The sequence below is a fragment of the Aeromonas sp. QDB17 genome (genome assembly GCF_027705305.1).
In the GTDB taxonomy this organism is placed as follows: Bacteria; Pseudomonadota; Gammaproteobacteria; order Enterobacterales; family Aeromonadaceae; genus Aeromonas; species Aeromonas caviae.
Genome location: NZ_JAPDBP010000018.1, coordinates 1 through 16,083, shown reverse-complemented (window position 1 = coordinate 16,083; position 16,083 = coordinate 1). Strand labels below are relative to the sequence as shown.

General features: G+C 63.7%; 12 protein-coding genes. 8 read left to right on the top strand and 4 right to left on the bottom strand.

Annotation, left to right across the window (positions count from 1 at the left end):
• The first annotated feature begins 47 nt into the window (after positions 1–47).
• Entirely contained in the window at positions 48–1,403 is a 1,356-nt protein-coding gene (locus OKC41_RS15185) for a TAXI family TRAP transporter solute-binding subunit (protein ID WP_201894322.1), read from the top strand.
• A 63-nt stretch (positions 1,404–1,466) separates the two neighbouring features.
• Here the strand turns inward: OKC41_RS15185 and OKC41_RS15180 are convergent, their stop codons facing one another.
• Positions 1,467–2,369 carry a LysR family transcriptional regulator gene (locus tag OKC41_RS15180; RefSeq protein WP_041212603.1) on the bottom strand — a complete coding sequence of 301 codons (903 nt, stop codon included), beginning with the start codon at positions 2,367–2,369 and terminating at the stop codon, positions 1,467–1,469.
• A gap of 190 nt (positions 2,370–2,559) precedes the next feature.
• On the opposite strand from OKC41_RS15180, the gene OKC41_RS15175 reads away from it, so the two are divergent.
• The 4 genes from OKC41_RS15175 to ygjK all read left to right on the top strand — a co-directional run bounded on the left by OKC41_RS15175 (position 2,560) and on the right by ygjK (position 8,017).
• Positions 2,560–3,816, top strand: coding sequence for an adenylosuccinate synthetase (locus OKC41_RS15175; protein ID WP_010673886.1), 1,257 nt, complete (start codon positions 2,560–2,562; stop codon positions 3,814–3,816).
• A 178-nt stretch (positions 3,817–3,994) separates the two neighbouring features.
• Positions 3,995–4,528 carry a YbhB/YbcL family Raf kinase inhibitor-like protein gene (locus tag OKC41_RS15170; protein WP_039040154.1) on the top strand — a complete coding sequence of 178 codons (534 nt, stop codon included), beginning with the start codon at positions 3,995–3,997 and terminating at the stop codon, positions 4,526–4,528.
• 11 nt (positions 4,529–4,539) lie between these two features.
• Entirely contained in the window at positions 4,540–5,352 is an 813-nt protein-coding gene (locus OKC41_RS15165) for a helix-turn-helix transcriptional regulator (RefSeq protein WP_017786423.1), read from the top strand.
• Positions 5,353–5,536: 184 nt separating this feature from the next.
• Positions 5,537–8,017, top strand: coding sequence for an alpha-glucosidase (gene ygjK / locus OKC41_RS15160; RefSeq protein ID WP_201894323.1), 2,481 nt, complete (start codon positions 5,537–5,539; stop codon positions 8,015–8,017).
• 81 nt (positions 8,018–8,098) lie between these two features.
• Here ygjK and tyrS read toward each other — a convergent pair whose 3' ends face one another.
• Positions 8,099–9,298, bottom strand: coding sequence for a tyrosine--tRNA ligase (tyrS, locus tag OKC41_RS15155; RefSeq protein WP_039040151.1), 1,200 nt, complete (start codon positions 9,296–9,298; stop codon positions 8,099–8,101).
• 114 nt (positions 9,299–9,412) lie between these two features.
• Between tyrS and OKC41_RS15150 the strand changes: the two genes are divergently transcribed.
• Both OKC41_RS15150 and OKC41_RS15145 read left to right on the top strand, forming a co-directional pair.
• Complete coding sequence (locus OKC41_RS15150; protein WP_069784477.1) at positions 9,413–10,723, top strand: peptidoglycan DD-metalloendopeptidase family protein; 1,311 nt, start codon at positions 9,413–9,415, stop codon at positions 10,721–10,723.
• A 64-nt stretch (positions 10,724–10,787) separates the two neighbouring features.
• Positions 10,788–11,918 (top strand): anhydro-N-acetylmuramic acid kinase, encoded by a 1,131-nt coding sequence (locus OKC41_RS15145; RefSeq protein WP_201894324.1) that lies wholly within the window; start codon positions 10,788–10,790, stop codon positions 11,916–11,918.
• 110 nt (positions 11,919–12,028) lie between these two features.
• Here the strand turns inward: OKC41_RS15145 and OKC41_RS15140 are convergent, their stop codons facing one another.
• On the bottom strand, positions 12,029–12,430 hold the full coding sequence (locus tag OKC41_RS15140; RefSeq protein ID WP_223302527.1) for a hypothetical protein: 402 nt from the start codon (positions 12,428–12,430) through the stop codon (positions 12,029–12,031).
• A gap of 376 nt (positions 12,431–12,806) precedes the next feature.
• On the bottom strand, positions 12,807–13,679 hold the full coding sequence (locus OKC41_RS15135; RefSeq protein ID WP_270672132.1) for a hypothetical protein: 873 nt from the start codon (positions 13,677–13,679) through the stop codon (positions 12,807–12,809).
• A gap of 1,071 nt (positions 13,680–14,750) precedes the next feature.
• Here OKC41_RS15135 and OKC41_RS15130 point away from each other — a divergent pair.
• Positions 14,751–16,076 carry a RidA family protein gene (locus tag OKC41_RS15130; protein ID WP_270672131.1) on the top strand — a complete coding sequence of 442 codons (1,326 nt, stop codon included), beginning with the start codon at positions 14,751–14,753 and terminating at the stop codon, positions 16,074–16,076.
• Positions 16,077–16,083: the final 7 nt, after the last annotated feature.

Here is a 16,083-nt window from a genome sequence, read left to right as displayed (position 1 = left end):
GGATGAGCCCGCCTCCTCCTCATGTTCAGCCACGGTTTCGGTCCACTATGCGCCCATTCGCCTTCTCTGCCCTGTTGCGTCTGTCACGTACCGCCCTGCCCTGGCTCGCGGCCGTGCTGGCGCCCTCCCTCTTCGCCTCCCCCGCCTATGTCACCATCGGCACGGGAGCCCTCAACGGCGTCTACTACCCCACAGGGGGGGCCATCTGCCGCCTGCTCAACGAGGAGAGTGCCCGCCACGGCCTGCACTGCACGGTGCAGAGTACCTCGGGCTCCATCGCCAATCTGGCGGCGCTCGCCAAGGGAGAGGTACAGCTCGCCCTGATGCAGTCGGATGTGCTCTACCATGCGGTGCACGGCACCGGCCCCTTCGCGGGCCAGGCCCCGGACGATCAGCTGCGCAGCCTGTTGCGGCTCCACAAGGAGTCCCTGACCCTGATTGCCAGCGCCACCAGCAACATCACCACCCTGGCCGACATCAAGGGCAAGCGGGTCGATGTCGGCGCCCCCAACTCCGGGGACAGGGTCACCAGCCGGGCCCTGCTCGATGCCATGGGGTGGCGGGTCGCCGACTTCAGCCGACCGCCTGTGATCTCCCCGGGCAACCGGCTGGAGGGGCTCTGTGACGGCACCCTGGATGCTGCCTTCGTGGTCGCCGGTCACCCCAATCAGGCCATCGGCGATCTCACCGGCCGCTGTCAGGCCCGCCTCATTCCCATCGAGGGGGAACAGGTGGACAAGCTGCTCAAGCAGCACCCCTACTATGATCGCAGCCGCATCGGCGCCAACCTCTATCCGGGGCAGACAAGCGGCGTCAATACCTTCGCCGTCACCGCCGAACTGGTGGCGCTGGCAAGCCTGCCCGAGAGCGAGGTGCGCACCCTGCGGGACGTGCTGAACGAGCGGCTCAAGCAGTTCACCCGGTTGCATCCGGCACTGACCACCCTCACTTGGGAAGGCATGCAGGCGGGCAGCATCGCCCTGCTCCATCCCGGCATGCTGGATGCCGTGCCCACCCTCCCGGCGGACACCCTCACGGCATCCGGTGCCGTGGCCACCTCGGGCGCCCTGCCAACCTTGCCCCCGGCGAGCAGCGCGGCCACACCGACCGATGGGGCAGGCCCCCAGGAAGGCACCGCGCCACTGGAGGGGTCCGACACCTTGCCGGAGCAGCCGGCCGCCGCGACCCTCTCAACCAGTTCGGGGGCGGCCTCCACCAACCAGGCCCCGGCCCTGACCGAGCCGCCCACACCGGGCAGCGCAACCCTGGCACCAGGCCATCCCCTGACCCCGCCTGAGGCGCCCGCCTCGTCGGCAACACCGCTGGAGGCGCCATCACCGGAGGCCATGCCGGCCAGCCCGCCCAGCCACGCGGTGGGGACCACAACCCCCGCCGGGCAATGAACACCAACCAAGAGGCCACCCCAGGGGTGGCCTCTTGGTTATGGGGAACGGGCGCCTGGCCTGTCACGGCGCCAGCAGCAGCGCCGGATTCTGGATCTCCTCCTCCACCCAGTGCAGCAGCTGCTTGATGGCCCGCGACAGCACCTGGTTCTGGCGCACCACGTACCCCAGGCTGGTACCGGGAAAATCGGTGAGCCGGGTCACCGGGGCGGTCAGCTTGAGCCTGGGGTGAAGGGAGAAATCCGGCACGATGGCGACGCCAAAGCCCGCCTCGGCCCAGTCGAGCTGGGCATCCACGCTCCCCACCTCCATGATGCGGCAGCTCGGCAGGCCGAGCAGGGGCAGGGAGGGGTCGATCAATGCCCGGGTCCGGGTGTCGTGCCCCAGCAGGATCAGGGTCGGCTCGTCCAGAGGATCGCTCTCCCCCGAGCTGGCCCGCGCCTGCCAGCGGGCCAGGCCGTGCCCCAGGGCACACCAGGTCACCTGCTGCAACTCGGTGTAGAAGAGCGGCTCGCTGCGCTTTTGTGCCATCACGAAGCCCAGATCCGCCTTGCCCGCCCGCACCAGATCCGCCGCCTGATCCGAGGTGGTGTTGAACAGGGTGAGGTCGATGCCGGGGAAGGCCTGCTTGAAGCGCTGGAACGGCTGGATGAGCAGCAGGCGCGAGATGATGTCGCTGGCGGCGATGGCGAGCGTCCCCTGGCTCAACTGGCTCAGGGCATTGAGATCGGACTGGCAGAGCTGCAACTCGTTGATGGCGCGTTCGGCGCTTTGCAGCAGCCGCTCCCCCGCCTGGGTCAGGCGAAACGGGCTGCGCTCCACCAGCTTGACCCGGGTCGCCTGCTCCAGGTTCTTGAGGTGCAGGCTCACATTGGGTTGCGTCATGTGCAGTTCGGTGGCCGTCTGGCCGAAGTGCTGCAACCGGGCCAGGGTGACGAAGGTGTGCAGCCAGTGAATGTCCAGCATGGGGTTCCTCTTCTCCCGGGTCGATGGCAGGGCCAGCGCCGCCAGGGCACGGGCACCACGCAAGGGAGCGCGGTGTCGATAATTGCACCGGAATTATATGACTTCCTTATCGGAATTATAAAGATAATTAATTTTTCTAATCCTCACGGGGCTCCTAGGATGGACGCCTAACGTCTTAGGAGAAAGAGTCATGTCGTCTATCGTAGTCGTAGGTGCTAACTGGGGTGATGAAGGCAAAGGCCGCATCGTCGATTATCTGGCAGGCCAGGCTGGCGCCAGTATTCGTTTCCAGGGCGGCAACAACGCCGGCCACACCGTGGTCAACGATCTGGGCACCTTCAAGCTGCACCAGGTGCCGAGCGGCGTCTTCAACCCGGATTGCCTGGTCGTGCTGGGCCCCGGCATGGTGATCAGCCCCGAGAAGCTCACCGTCGAGCTGGAAGAGGTCAAGGCCTCCGGCGTCATTCCCAAGCTCGCCATCTCTGACCGTGCCACCCTCTGCCTGCCGCTGCACGCGCTGGAAGACACCCTGGAAGAGCAACGCCTGGGTGACGGCGCCTACGGCTCCACCCGTCAGGGCATCGCCCCGGCTTACGGTGATCGGGTCATGAAAAAGGCGATCCTGGTGGGCTGGCTGAAACAGCCGGACGTGTTGGTCGAGCGCATCCAGTTCATGTTGGACTGGAAACTGCCGCAGATGAAGGCTCTCTATCCGGACTTCGAATTCACCCAGACCGCCCAGGAGATGGCCGACTGGCTGCTGGAAGTGTCCGCTCCCTGGCTGGACGCCGTCTGCAACGTCAGCATGCCCCTCAAGGCACTGCAAGCCGAAGGCAAGACCCTGCTGTTCGAAGCCCAGCTGGGTGCCGGCCGTGATCTCATCTACGGCGAATACCCCTGGGTCACCTCCTCCCACGTTTCCGGCGCCTACGCCGGCATCGGTGGCGGTCTGCCGGGCCTGCGCCCGGAGCGCGTCATCGCCGTGGCCAAGGCATTCAGCTCCTCCGTCGGTACCGGCACCCTGCTGACCGCCATGGAGAACCAGGACGAGTTCCGCAAGATCACCAACGAGTTCGGCGCCACCACCGGCCGTCCCCGTGACGTGGGTTACTTCGATGCCGTCGCCACCAAGAACGGCGTCGAGCTGCAGGCTGCCACCGAAGTGGCCCTGACCAAGCTGGACTGCCTGACCGGTCTGCCGGATCTGAAGATCTGCGTGGCCTACGAAGGTGCCCACACCGAGAACCCGATCTGGCCGCAAACCGCCGCCCTCACCCCCGTCTACGAGAAGATGGAGAGCTGGAGCGAAGACATCAGCGGCTGCCGCACCTTCGCCGAGCTGCCCAAGGCTGCCCAGGACTATGTGCTGCGCATCGAAGCCCTGCTGGGCGTGCCGGTGCCCATGGTCTCCGTCGGCCCGGGCCGTGACGAGATGATCCTGCGCTAAGGCCCCTCGCCTCTCCCAAAAACCGGCATCCCAGGATGCCGGTTTTTTTTATGCCCCTCAAAAGCCCCGAACAGCTCACAAAAGCCGTCTCCATGGCATAATTTGAGCCATATGGGCACTCTGTTTTGAGCCAACCCCCTTAGAGTGAATGCCATCTTCACACAAAGGAGTGCCCATCATGAGATCCCCCATTATCCCGCTGCTGCCCCTGCTCTGCCTCGCGGCCCTGCCCGCCGGCGCCATGACCCTCAAGAGTACCGACATCCGCGAGGGTGAACCCATGGACAAGGTCTTCAGCTTCAACGGCTTTGGTTGCAGCGGCGAGAACCGCTCCCCCCAGTTGAGCTGGCAGAGCCTGCCCGCCGGCACCCAGAGCGTCGCCATCACCGCCTATGACCCGGACGCCCCCACCGGCAGCGGCTGGTGGCACTGGCTGGTGGTGAACCTGCCGGCCAGCCAGAGCGAGCTGCCGAGCAATGCCTCCGGCAAGATCAAGCAGGGGCTGGAGCTTGGCACCGACTACGGTACCCAGGGTTATGGCGGCCCCTGCCCGCCCGCCGGTCACGGCATGCACCGCTACCAGTTCACCGTCTGGGCCCTGCCCAAGGCGCTGGAGGTGAAGGCCAACACCCCGCCCGCCATGGTAGGCTACATGCTCAACAGCCTGGCCCTTGGCAAGGCCACCCTGACCGCCACCTTCACCACCCCCTAGGAGCCCGCCCGATGAGCACGCCCCTGCTGCAACTGAATCACTACTTCGGGATCCGCCAGCAGCCCCTGCGCCGGGTGCTCATCTACGCGCCGACCCTCATCTGGGTGCAGCAGGGCCGCAAGCAGCTGTGGTGGCGGGAGCAGCGCCTCTCCTTTGACAAGGAGAGCTGGCTGCTGATCCCGGCGGGTCACCGGCTCACCTTCGTCAACCAGCCGGAGCAGGGCTCGTTTCGCTCCCAGGCGCTCACCCTGCTGGCCCCGCCACCGGCCGAGTGGCTGGCAGAGAGCCCCCTCGATCTCCTCAAGCCACCGGCCATCAGGGTGACGTCGGCCCTCGCCTTCTGCTTCGATCTCGTCACCACCATGGCGCAGCGGCAGCTCTGCGAGACGGCCCAGACCCAGCTGCTGCAAGGGTTTTATGGCGAGCTCAGGGAAGCGGGGGGCCTTGGCCTGCTCTTTCCTGCCACCACCATGACCCTGGGGGAACGGCTGGCCCGTTACCTCAGTGTGGAGCCTGGTCTTGATCACCGGCTGGAGACGGTAGCGACCCACTTCGCCATGAGCCGCGCCTCTCTGGTCCGCAAACTGGCCGCCGAGGGGCGCAGCTTTCGCCAGGTGCTGACCCAGGTACGCCTGGGGCACGCCCTCACCCTGCTGCAACAGGGGCTCACGCCGCTTCAGACCGCCCTCGCCTGTGGCTACGACTCCCCCGGCCGCTTTGCCGCGCGCTTCAAGGAGGAGTTCGGCCTGACCCCCCACCAATACCTGCGTACCTGCCCCTCCTCTCTCTCGCTGACTGCCACCACAAAAGTAAACAATTACTAAAACAAAAGACTATGTAACCTCGTGTAACCGGGTGATCCGGCTCACACTCGCCCCTCCTGCACTGTGACACAGCGCCAATAATCCCGCCAAAATCGCCCTATAATGGCTCTCGCAAACGCTTTCACTAAAATAATCACTATAAAACACCTTCCTCAACCTACAAAAACTGTCATTGGAGCGAGAGATGTTTCGTAAAAATTTACTTTCCATCACCCTGAGCGTCGCCCTGTTCGGCCTCACTGCCTGCAACGGCAATGACTCCAGCAGCTCGGCCGCCCCCAGCGCCACCCTGGCGAATCAGTATCAGAACGTGATCGACCGCAGCGGCACCCCGCTCCAGTTCCGTGACTTTGACAGCTACGCCAACCTCAAATACAACCCGCTGCTCGATCTCGGCGCCTGGCACGGCTTCCTGCTGCCCGCCAGCGACAGCGAGTGGGGCGGCTTTACCGGCCCCATGGTCATCGCAGAGGAGTACAGCCTGTTCTTCGCAAGCGAATTGGACAAGCTGACCCTGAGCGACGAGAGCGGCCGCGCCTTTCCCCTCACCAGCGCCAGCAAACAGGCGCTGTACGCCATCCCGGGGGCGCTGGTGCAACGCTTCGAATTCGACCCCTTCACCCTGGAGCTGGAGCTGCGCTACGGCGATGCCCGCACTGCGCTGGTTCGCACCCGCCTCATCAACCACACTGACGCCCCCCTCACCCTCAAGCTCAACTGGCAGGGGGAGCTGCTCAACCAGTGGGATGCCAACAAGACGGTAGCCGAGCAGTACCCCGCCTGGACCCGCACCATCAGCCAGACCGAGCGCGGCGTGGCATTCCAGTTCGGCAAACTGCGCAGCACCTGGAACATCATGCAAAGCGGCAGCGCCAGCTACCGCATCGATCGCACCCTGCCGAGTAGCACCACCCTCGACGAGCAGGGGCTCGGCTACGTGAGCGAGGCCAGCCTCACCCTGGCCGCCAAGGGCCAGCAGGATATCTACACCCTGCAGAGCTATGTCCACAGCAGTGCTGACGCGAGCCGCTTCGAGCGAAGCCGCCAGGCGCTGCTGGCCGACCCCGCCAGCCATTTCGACGACTCCATCCGCCGCTGGGAGGATTACCTGGCGCGCGGCCTCTCCAATCAGGGGATCCCGGAGTCGGAGCGGCGCATCGCGGTCAAGGCGATGGAGACCCTCAACGGCAACTGGCGCTCGCCGGCCGGTGCCATCCTGCACGACGGGGTCACCCCCTCCAACACCGCCCGCTGGTTCGACGGGGTCTGGGCCTGGGACAGCTGGAAGCACGCTTACGCCATGGCCCACTTCAACCCCGAGGTAGCCAAGAACAACGTGCGCGCCATGTATGACTACCAGATCCAGGCCGATGACCCGGTTCGGCCGCAGGATGCCGGCATGGTGATCGACGCCGTCTTCTACAACAAGCTCGCCGATCGCGGTGGCGACGGCGGCAACTGGAACGAGCGCGACACCAAGCCGCCCCTCTCCGCCTGGGCCATCTGGGAGATCTACAGCGCCACCCAGGACAAGGCCTTCATCGCCGAGATGTATCCGAAGATCCAGGCCTATCACGACTGGTGGTATCGGGCGCGGGACAACAACCGCAACGGCATCATCGAATATGGCGCCACCCGCCACGTCGAGCACAACGACGAGTTCGGCAACATCACCTTCAAGGTGCAGTACCCGACGGGGGCACCGGTCGGGCTGGATCTGTCGAGCTGTACCAATGAGGGAGATGGCTGGTATGGCTGCGCCGGCATGGCGCTCTATCAGCAGGTATTGAGCGTTGGCGGCTACGCCGACATGGATATCGGCGCCCAGCACGGCGCTGGTTGGGAATCCGGCATGGACAACGCCGCCCGCTTCGGCTTTATCGAGCCGGATCAGCTCAAGCGCTATGCCGACAAGACCTATGGCGGCGACATGGCCAAGGCGCGCCAGGACTGGAACGTCTTCTTCTTTGAAAACCATCAGGACGACGGCAGCCTCATCGGCTTCTCCATCGATCAGGAGTCGGTGGAGCTCAACGCCTTCCTCGCCAAGGAGAAGCGCATCCTGGCCGACATGGCCGAGCTGCTCGGCAAGCCGGACGAGGCGAGCCGCTATCGCGAAGGGGCGACCCAGCTGGCCGATTACATCAACAGCTGCCTGTTCGATGAGGCCTCCGGCTTCTATTACGACCGCCAGATAGCCCAGGGGGATCTGCCCGACGCCAACGGCTGCGTCGGCAAGCTGTTGACCGCCCGCGGCCGTGGCCCGGAAGGGTGGAGCCCGCTCTGGGCCGAGGTGGCAGACAAGGAGAAGGCGGCGCGGGTGCGCGAGGTGATGCTCAATGCCCAGGAGTTCAACACCAAGGTGCCGCTCGGCACGGCGGCACTGACCAACCCGGCCTACGACCCCGACATCTACTGGCGCGGTCGGGTCTGGCTGGATCAGTTCTACTTCGGGGTGAAGGGGCTGGAGAACTACGGCTATCGCAGCGATGCCCAACAGCTCGTCAACAAGCTGTTTGCCAACGCCGAGGGGCTGGCGGGCAGCGGCCCCATCCGCGAGAACTACAACCCGGAGACCGGCGCCATGCAGGGGGCCAGCAACTTCAGCTGGAGCTCGGCCCACCTCTACATGCTCTATCGCAACTTCCTGAAAACCGAGGGTTGATCCCAACCGACCCGGTCAATGACCCAACAAAAAGGCCTCCGCAAGGGAGGCCTTTCTTATGGCAGCGCCACAGGTGGCGACTTACTTCACGGTCACCCGGGCAAACTTGCGCTTGCCGACCTGGTAGACGGCGGTACCGGCACCGATGAGGGCCTTGCCATCGTCCAGCTTCTCGCCATCAACCTTGACCGCGCCCTGCTTGATCATGCGCAGCGCTTCGGAGGTGGTGGCCACCAGATCGGCGTCTTTGAGCAGGTTGGCGATGGCCAGCCCTTCCCCTTCCAGTGCCAGCTCGACTTCCGGCATGTCGTCCGGAATGGCGTTCTTGGAGAAGCGCTGGGTGAAGTCTTCGTGGGCCGCTTCGGCCGCCGCTTCATCGTGATAACGGGCGATGATCTCCTTGGCCAGCCAGATCTTCACGTCGCGCGGGTTGAGGGTGCCGGCGGCGATACCTGCCTTGAACTCTTCGATTTCAGCCAGCGGACGGAAGGAGAGCAGCTCGTAGTAGTTCCACATCAGATCGTCGGTGATGGACATGATCTTGCCGAACATCTCCCCCGGGGCATCGTGTACGCCGATGTAGTTGGCAGCGGACTTGGACATCTTCTTGACGCCGTCCAGGCCTACCAGCAGCGGCATCATCAACACGCACTGGGTCGCCATGCCCGCATCTTTTTGCAGCTCGCGGCCCATCAGCAGGTTGAACTTCTGATCGGTACCGCCGAGCTCGACATCCGCCTTCAGCGCGACCGAGTCATAGCCTTGCAGCAGCGGATAGAGGAATTCGTGAATGGCGATGGACTGGCCGTTGCTGTAGCGCTTCTTGAAGTCGTCGCGCTCCATCATGCGGGCCACGGTCTGCTTGGCCGCCAGCTTGATCATGCCGGTCGCGCCCAGCTCACTCAGCCAGGTGGAGTTGTACTCGATGCGGGTCTTGGCCGGGTCGAGGATCTTGAACGCCTGCTCGGCATAGGTGAGGGCGTTGTGCTTGATGGCCTCTTCGGAGAGCGGCGGACGGGTGGCGTTCTTGCCGGAGGGGTCACCCACCATGGCGGTGAAGTCACCGATCAGCAGGATCACTTCATGGCCCAGATCCTGGAAGGTCTTCAGCTTGTTGAGGATCACGGTATGACCCAGGTGGATGTCCGGCGCGGTCGGGTCCATCCCCAGCTTGATGCGCAGGGGGCGCCCTTCCTTCAACTTGGCGATCAGTTCTTCTTCAACCAGAATTTCTTCCGCTCCGCGCTTGATCTCGGCTAGCGCCACCTCGAGCTGGGACATTTTTTGACTCTCCAATCACGATTCCACAGGGCCAGACATATTACTGGAATGGCGGGCCAATTGGAAAGGCGGTAAACTCCGACCTTCTTCCGGGTTCAACTTTGTCTGTTTCTCATGGTCCTTTGGCACGCCTTCAACTCTCTCCCTCACTGGCACCGCAAGATGGTGCTGATCCTGAGCATCATGGTGATGATGCTGGCGGCCTGGCCGAGCGAACAGGCAGTCGCCACCCGGGTCGATGACAACGACAACGAACTGGCCGTCGAGCAGCAGGTCGACGAGGAGGCCCAGCTGGCACGGGCCGAGCCCGTCACCCCGCCCAAACCGCGCTATGTCACCAGACAGGTGAAGGTGCGCAGCGGCGACAACATGGGGGTCATCTTCCAGCGCCTGGGCCTCAGTACCACGGATCTGCACCTCATCGACCAGCTCGAGGGCACGGATACCCTGCGCCTGCTCAAGCCCGGTCAGGAGCTCACCTTCAAGCTCACCAAGGGCGGCGAGCTGCACAGCCTCTATTACCCCCACAGCCTGGAGCAGGCGCTCAAGGTGAACCGCCGGGATGACGGCTTCGTGGCCAGGCCGGTGAAGATCGAGCTCGACACCCGCGAACAGGTGGCCCAGGGGGAAATCCGCTCCAGCTTCTGGGGCGCCGCCGTCGAAGCGGGCATGACGGAAGACCAGATCATGGATCTCGCCGCCATCTTCGGCTGGGACATCGACTTTGCCCAGGACCTGCAACCGGGGGACAGCTTCCGGGTGGTCTACCAGGACAAATACCAGGATGACGAGCGGGTTGCCTCCGGCGACATCCTGGCCGCCGAGTTCATCAACCAGGGGGCCATCTACCGCGCCGTGCTGAATGAGGATGGCAACTACTACACCCCGGACGGCAAGGCGATGCGCAAGAGCTTCCTGCGCGCGCCGGTCAACTTCAAATACATCAGCTCCAACTTCAATCCGCGCCGCCTTCACCCGGTCACCGGCAAGGTGCGTCCCCACAACGGCATCGACTACGTGGCGCCGGTGGGGACCCCCATCATGGCGGCGGGCGGCGGCAGCGTGGTGGCCGCCGGCTACAACCAGTTCAACGGCAACTACGTCTTCATCAAGCACGCGGGCAACTACGTGACCAAGTACCTGCACCTCTCCAAGCGCACCGTCAACAAGGGGCAGCGAGTGAAGCAGGGGCAGACCATCGGCCTGCTCGGTGGCACCGGCCGGGTCACAGGCCCGCACCTGCACTATGAATTCGTGGTGGGCGGCGTGCACAAGAACCCGCGCACCCTCAACCTGCCCCAGGCGGAGTCTCTCAGCGGGCGGGCGCTGGCCAGCTTCAAGGCCCAGGCCATGCCCCAACTGGCCAAGCTGGACAGCCCCGAGCTGCAACTGGCCAGAAACAAGGGCAACGGCGACGACAGCTGACCGCTGTCGACCAAGGTGGAACACGGTATCGGACGGTTCCCCCGCATCATTGAAAGGGGTTGTCATGACGGAACGCTATATAGGCTTGATGTCCGGTACCAGCATGGACGGTATCGACGCCGTGCTGGTGACGATGGATAGGGAAGCGCTTCGAGTAGAGGCGGCGCTGTGCCATCCCTGGCCAGCGGAGACCGCCCACGAGCTGCACGCCCTCTGCACCCCGGGGGAGAACGAAATCGACCGCATGGGGGTCGCCGACAACCTGGTGGCCCGCGAATTTGCCGCCGCCACCCAGGCCCTGCTCGCCAAGGCGGCGCTGACTCCCCAGGAGATTCGCGCCATCGGCAGTCACGGCCAGACCATACGCCACCGCCCCCAGCTCGGCTTTACCCTGCAGATCGGCAACGCGGCCTTGCTGGCGGCCCTGACCGGCATCGACGTGGTGGCCGATTTTCGCACCATGGACATGGCCCTCGGCGGTCAGGGGGCCCCCCTGGTGCCCGCCTTCCATCAGGCGCTCTTTGCTCGCCCCGGCGCCCTGCGGGTGGTGCTGAACCTCGGCGGCATTGCCAATATCTCGGTGCTGCCCGGCCAGACCGACGGGTGCTCTGGCTCTGGTTCAGGGGTATATGGCTTCGATACCGGCCCCGCCAACACCCTGCTCGACGGCTGGTATCGCCGCCACCATCCGCACGGTGACAGCTATGATGCCGGTGGCCAGTGGGCCGCCAGCGGCAAGCTTATCCCTGCGCTGCTGGAGCAGTTGCTGGCTCACCCCTACTTCGCCGCCCCCGCCCCCAAGAGCACGGGGCGTGAGATGTTCACCCTCGACTGGCTCGACGGCGAGCTGGACGGCTGCGCATACGCCCCCGCTGATGTGCAGCGTACCCTGCAATCCCTCACCTGCCACAGCATCGCCCGCCAGTTGCCCACCCACCGTGATGCGCCAACCCGGCCCGAGCTGTTTGTCTGCGGCGGCGGCGCCCACAACGCCCCGCTGCTGGCGGAGCTTGCTGCCCTGCTGCCCGACTGGCATCTGACCAGCACCGCCCAGCTCGGCCTTGCACCGGACTGGGTGGAAGGGGCCGCCTTTGCCTGGCTGGCACAGCGCTTTATCCAGCGAAAGCCGGGCAACCTGCCTGCGGTGACCGGGGCGAGCCGCCCGGCGGTGCTGGGCGCCCTCTATCCCGCCTGAGCCGCTCCCCGAGCGCCCTCCCCTAATGAAACAAGCCCGAACAGGTGCACTTGATCGGGCTTGTTGTTATGCCTGGCGCCAGATGGCGCAGACCCGTCACTCTGTGCTCCCTACCCGAGCCGCTCTTTCAACCTGGCCGCCTGCGCCTTGAAGGTCTCATAATCGGCGACATGCCGACTCCTGGCGGCGGTGATCCACTGCACGCCCGTCTCGTCGGCGTGGGAAAATTCGATGCAAAACTCATATTTCGTGCTGGAGAGCAGCCCCATCAGGGCGCCAGACAGAAAACCCACCAGGGGCAGGAAGAGCACGATGAGCCAGTTGCCCGCCTGCTCGTAGGAAGGGGTGAAGTAAAAGAGCACACTGGAGGTGACCACTCCCAGCAACAAGCTCTTCTTGAGCCTATCCATCCAGCCGAGAGCTTTTACCTGCACGCCGACGATGCGGCCCAGATCGTAGCGATCCTTGTTGACCCTCAGTGTGTTGTCCGACTGTTCAATGGCAATGGCCATCCTGATACTCCGTCCTGTTGGCTATGGCGATAAGGGGTTGCCGTGGCGGCCCCGGGTTGTGCATCCCGTGATCATGACAGGACCAGCGGCCAGCCACGGGGCGATGAGCGGCACCTCCCCCAACAGGAACACACGCTGCGCATGGTATCGTATGGCGCCAAACATCAAAAGACGTTCACATCAAAAGGCGAGGTGGATCACCTTCTACCCGCCCCTTGTCCCCCGTGCAGCCGTTGGCTTTTCTGGCCATCCTCTCATGGGCAAGGTAGCCGGGGGATCAGGGGTCAGTGAGATTACAGCCCCGTGATGACCCTCAGGAGGGGCGGGCCGATGGGATGGCACCATGGACCCGCACCTCGAGAGCACTCCCATGGCCCTAGAAGGCCCACTTCAGGAAGCGGTTTACCTGGCGCTTGACCGGTGCACAGAGCGGCGGTTTGGGAGGCTCCAGGTTGATCTGTCTGCGGCCCACCCTGGCTTCGCCCCGCAGCAGGATCTGGAGATAGTGGGGATGCTGGCGCTGGATGAATCGAGAGATCTCATGGGCCCAGGGTTTGGGGACTCCCCACAGGGTCGAGGCCAGGGCGCCGACGATACAGAAGAAGGCGGGCTCGTGCATGCCCATCCTGACGCCATTCTCCAGCGCCTCCTTGAAGGAGCCCGAATGGGCGATGCAGGTCATCACATTGACCATGAAGGCGGCATAGTCATCTTCCCCGCCGTGGCCCACCCTGGCCACCAGCCCGGCCTGCGGCCTGTAGCCGAACTGGTGGCCGATGTGCTCAAGCACCGCATTGCGCTGGCGAATGACCTTGGCATAGAACATCAGCATGGCGGTGCAGTCTAGCGCCTGGCTCAAGGCCGCCTGATGAGGATGGGTCTGGGTGGGACGGGGGGTGGTCAGCAGCGCGATCTCCTCCGAGATGGCGAGCAGACCGATGGGCACCGCCGTGCTGATAAAGGCGAGGTCAATGGCGATCGCCAGGTCCTGGCCCTCCTCCATCCGGCCGATGACCACCTGCTCGGCAAAGAGGCGACGCTGGCGCTCGATAAAGGCGCCATAGATCAGGGCCCTGAACTTCTTCTGGGGATAGGGGGTATCGAGCAGGGTCTCCATGGTCAGGATGGCGGCGCCGGTGCGACCGCGCAGTTGATAGTCGGGGGCGAGGGGGAAGTGCTTGCCTAGGCGGGGGGGTGGCCGAAACCCGCTGGTGTGGCTGTACATGTCACCCAGAATGAATCCAAGCATAAAACCTCCGAAGTCAGATGACGGGGATCGCGATGCGATCGCATGTGCCACTCCCGGGCAGATGAGTGCCGATCCGTGCTGCTCGTCGGCAGGGTCCCTGATTTCATTATTAATCATACAGTTAATAATCCACCCAAACCCCGACCCAGGTCGCAATAACGGCAGTTGATGACAAAAAACACAAATAAGGGTGGTGCGGGGAAGATGAGCCGGCAGCATCGCAAGGAGTGCGGGATACGTCAGGGCGGCAAAGCAGGGCGGACTCCGGGGCCCCCTCACAGGGAGGGTCATGACAGGAGTGATATGCATCGGGGGGCGGCAAGTCGGGGCAGGCAAGGGGAAGGCACCCCTCCCCTTGCTTATGAGCCCTGCTGGCGGGCTGTGTTCGCGCCGCTGAAAAGATATGGCATAGGCGGTGTGGCGACCCGCCCATGTCAGCCTCCGCCGCAGGGACTAAAAAGCGCCCTCTCTTTCTCCCGTATTTATGTCATGACCTGTGGCCATGCAAAGAGGGTGAATGTTATTTCAGTGTGCTCACCGCAGCATATTTTGGCGGCGCTGAACAGGGCGTCGAGAGAGCGATAAATAGATAGCTATGCAAAACCGGGAGAATAAGCTGCAATGTCGCCAAAAGTATTAACGGAGGATTCACAGGCTGTAACCCTGATGCGCGACAATATGGCGCTATCTGGTTCCACTTTCATGGTAAAGCGGGATCATCATCACCTTTATTTGCCATACCCGTCATGAATTGAATCGCAAAATGAATATATTTCACTCTGTTGAGCCACTTCATAGAAACAGGATCCCGGTTTGCATCCCGGGATAACCGCCCCCTAGAATTCTCCCGTCTGAATCACCAGGCCAACTTCTCTCCCTTGTCTGTTGCACGCGCTGTCTGCATCGAAACAGGGCTCGACACTGTGATGATCGTTCTCCTTTTCTCCGTCGCCCTGTGGCGGGAACGGGCAACTGTTGCCGCAATATCACGAGTCATCAGCGTGCCGTATTCGGCCAGGGAAGAACAATGCGGCCCGGACCCTACATCAAAAACGAAAAAGGAGTATCGCCATGAGTGGTACCATCATCAAATCCGCCAGAAATACCCCCAATGCGCCTCAGGATCTGGGGCCCTATACCCAGAGCGTGGCCTTCTCCCACTACAACAATATTGCCGCCCAGCTCCCGGTCGATCCGAACACGGGCGCGCTGGTCGCAGGGGATATCCAGGCGCAGGCCAGACAGTGTCTCACCAATATCCAGGCCATCGTCCAGAGCATTGGCCACGGCATGGAGGACATGGTGAAGGTGACCCTGTTCCTCGCGGACATCGCCGACCTCGATGCCGTCAACGCCGTCTATCGGGAATTCTTCCCCCACTCGCTGCCGACCCGCACAGTGCTCGCCGTCGCCAGTCTGCCGCTCGGCGCCAGGGTGCAGATGGACGCCCTGCTCTCCAACGGGGAAGGCACCTTCCCCCAGGCTCCCTGCCCGCTGCTCAAGATCTCCCGCAACAGCGACAAGGCGCCGCAGGATCCGCTCTCCAGCCAGAGCGTCGCCTTCTCCCATTACAACAATATCGGCGCCCAGCTGCCCCTCGACCCCGCCTCCGGCGCCCTGGTTGCCGGTGGCATCAAGGAGCAGGCGGGCCAGTGCCTGCGCAATATCAAGGCGGTGCTGGAGAGCATCGACGTGCCCTTCGACGATATCGTCAAGGTGACTGTCTATCTGACCCACCTCGCCGATCTGGACGCCGTCAACGAGGTCTACACCACCTTCTTCCCCGATTCGGCCATTGCCCGTGCCGTCGCCTATCTGCCGGCCCGCAGCGTGATCGCGGCCTCTGCCCTGCCGCTGGGTGCCCGGGTGCAGATGGATGCGGTCATCTCCCACGGTGACGGCACCCCGCCCCAGCTGGTGGAAGACAGGCACAACCTGGTGATCCGTGCCCGCAATACCGACAAGGCACCGAGAAGCCCGCTGCATACCCAGAGCGTCGCCTTCTCCCACTACAACCATATCGCGGGCCAGTTGCCGCTCGACATGACCACCGGCAAAGTGCTGACCGGTTGCGTCCGTGAGCAGACCGCCCAGTGCCTCGGCCATATCAAGACCATTGTGGAGAGCATCGGCCACGTGATGGACGATATCGTCAAGGTAAATATCCAGCTTGCCAACATTGCGGATCTGGCGGACGTGGATGCCATCTACACCCAATACTTCCCGGCCTACCTGCCCGCCCGCACCGTGATTGGCGTCAGCGAGCTGCCCGCCGGCGCACTGGTGCAGATGGATACGGTGATGTCCAACGCCGAAAGCACCCCGCCTGTATGGAGATGGTATTCACCTGACAGTTGCCCACAAAAGGGAGTGGTCATACGGCTTCAAACCGGATAACAAAACG

Bases quoted from the DNA above. Each gene is read 5' to 3' on its own strand.
- OKC41_RS15165 (WP_017786423.1), top strand. From the start codon at position 4,540: ATGAGCACGCCCCTGCTGCAACTGAATCACTACTTCGGGATCCGCCAG.
- OKC41_RS15150 (WP_069784477.1), top strand. From the start codon at position 9,413: ATGGTCCTTTGGCACGCCTTCAACTCTCTCCCTCACTGGCACCGCAAG.
- OKC41_RS15130 (WP_270672131.1), top strand. From the start codon at position 14,751: ATGAGTGGTACCATCATCAAATCCGCCAGAAATACCCCCAATGCGCCT.
- OKC41_RS15170 (WP_039040154.1), top strand. From the start codon at position 3,995: ATGAGATCCCCCATTATCCCGCTGCTGCCCCTGCTCTGCCTCGCGGCC.
- ygjK (WP_201894323.1), top strand. From the start codon at position 5,537: ATGTTTCGTAAAAATTTACTTTCCATCACCCTGAGCGTCGCCCTGTTC.
- OKC41_RS15145 (WP_201894324.1), top strand. From the start codon at position 10,788: ATGACGGAACGCTATATAGGCTTGATGTCCGGTACCAGCATGGACGGT.
- OKC41_RS15175 (WP_010673886.1), top strand. From the start codon at position 2,560: ATGTCGTCTATCGTAGTCGTAGGTGCTAACTGGGGTGATGAAGGCAAA.
- OKC41_RS15180 (WP_041212603.1), bottom strand. From the start codon at position 2,369: ATGCTGGACATTCACTGGCTGCACACCTTCGTCACCCTGGCCCGGTTG.
- OKC41_RS15140 (WP_223302527.1), bottom strand. From the start codon at position 12,430: ATGGCCATTGCCATTGAACAGTCGGACAACACACTGAGGGTCAACAAG.
- OKC41_RS15135 (WP_270672132.1), bottom strand. From the start codon at position 13,679: ATGCTTGGATTCATTCTGGGTGACATGTACAGCCACACCAGCGGGTTT.
- OKC41_RS15185 (WP_201894322.1), top strand. From the start codon at position 48: ATGCGCCCATTCGCCTTCTCTGCCCTGTTGCGTCTGTCACGTACCGCC.
- tyrS (WP_039040151.1), bottom strand. From the start codon at position 9,298: ATGTCCCAGCTCGAGGTGGCGCTAGCCGAGATCAAGCGCGGAGCGGAA.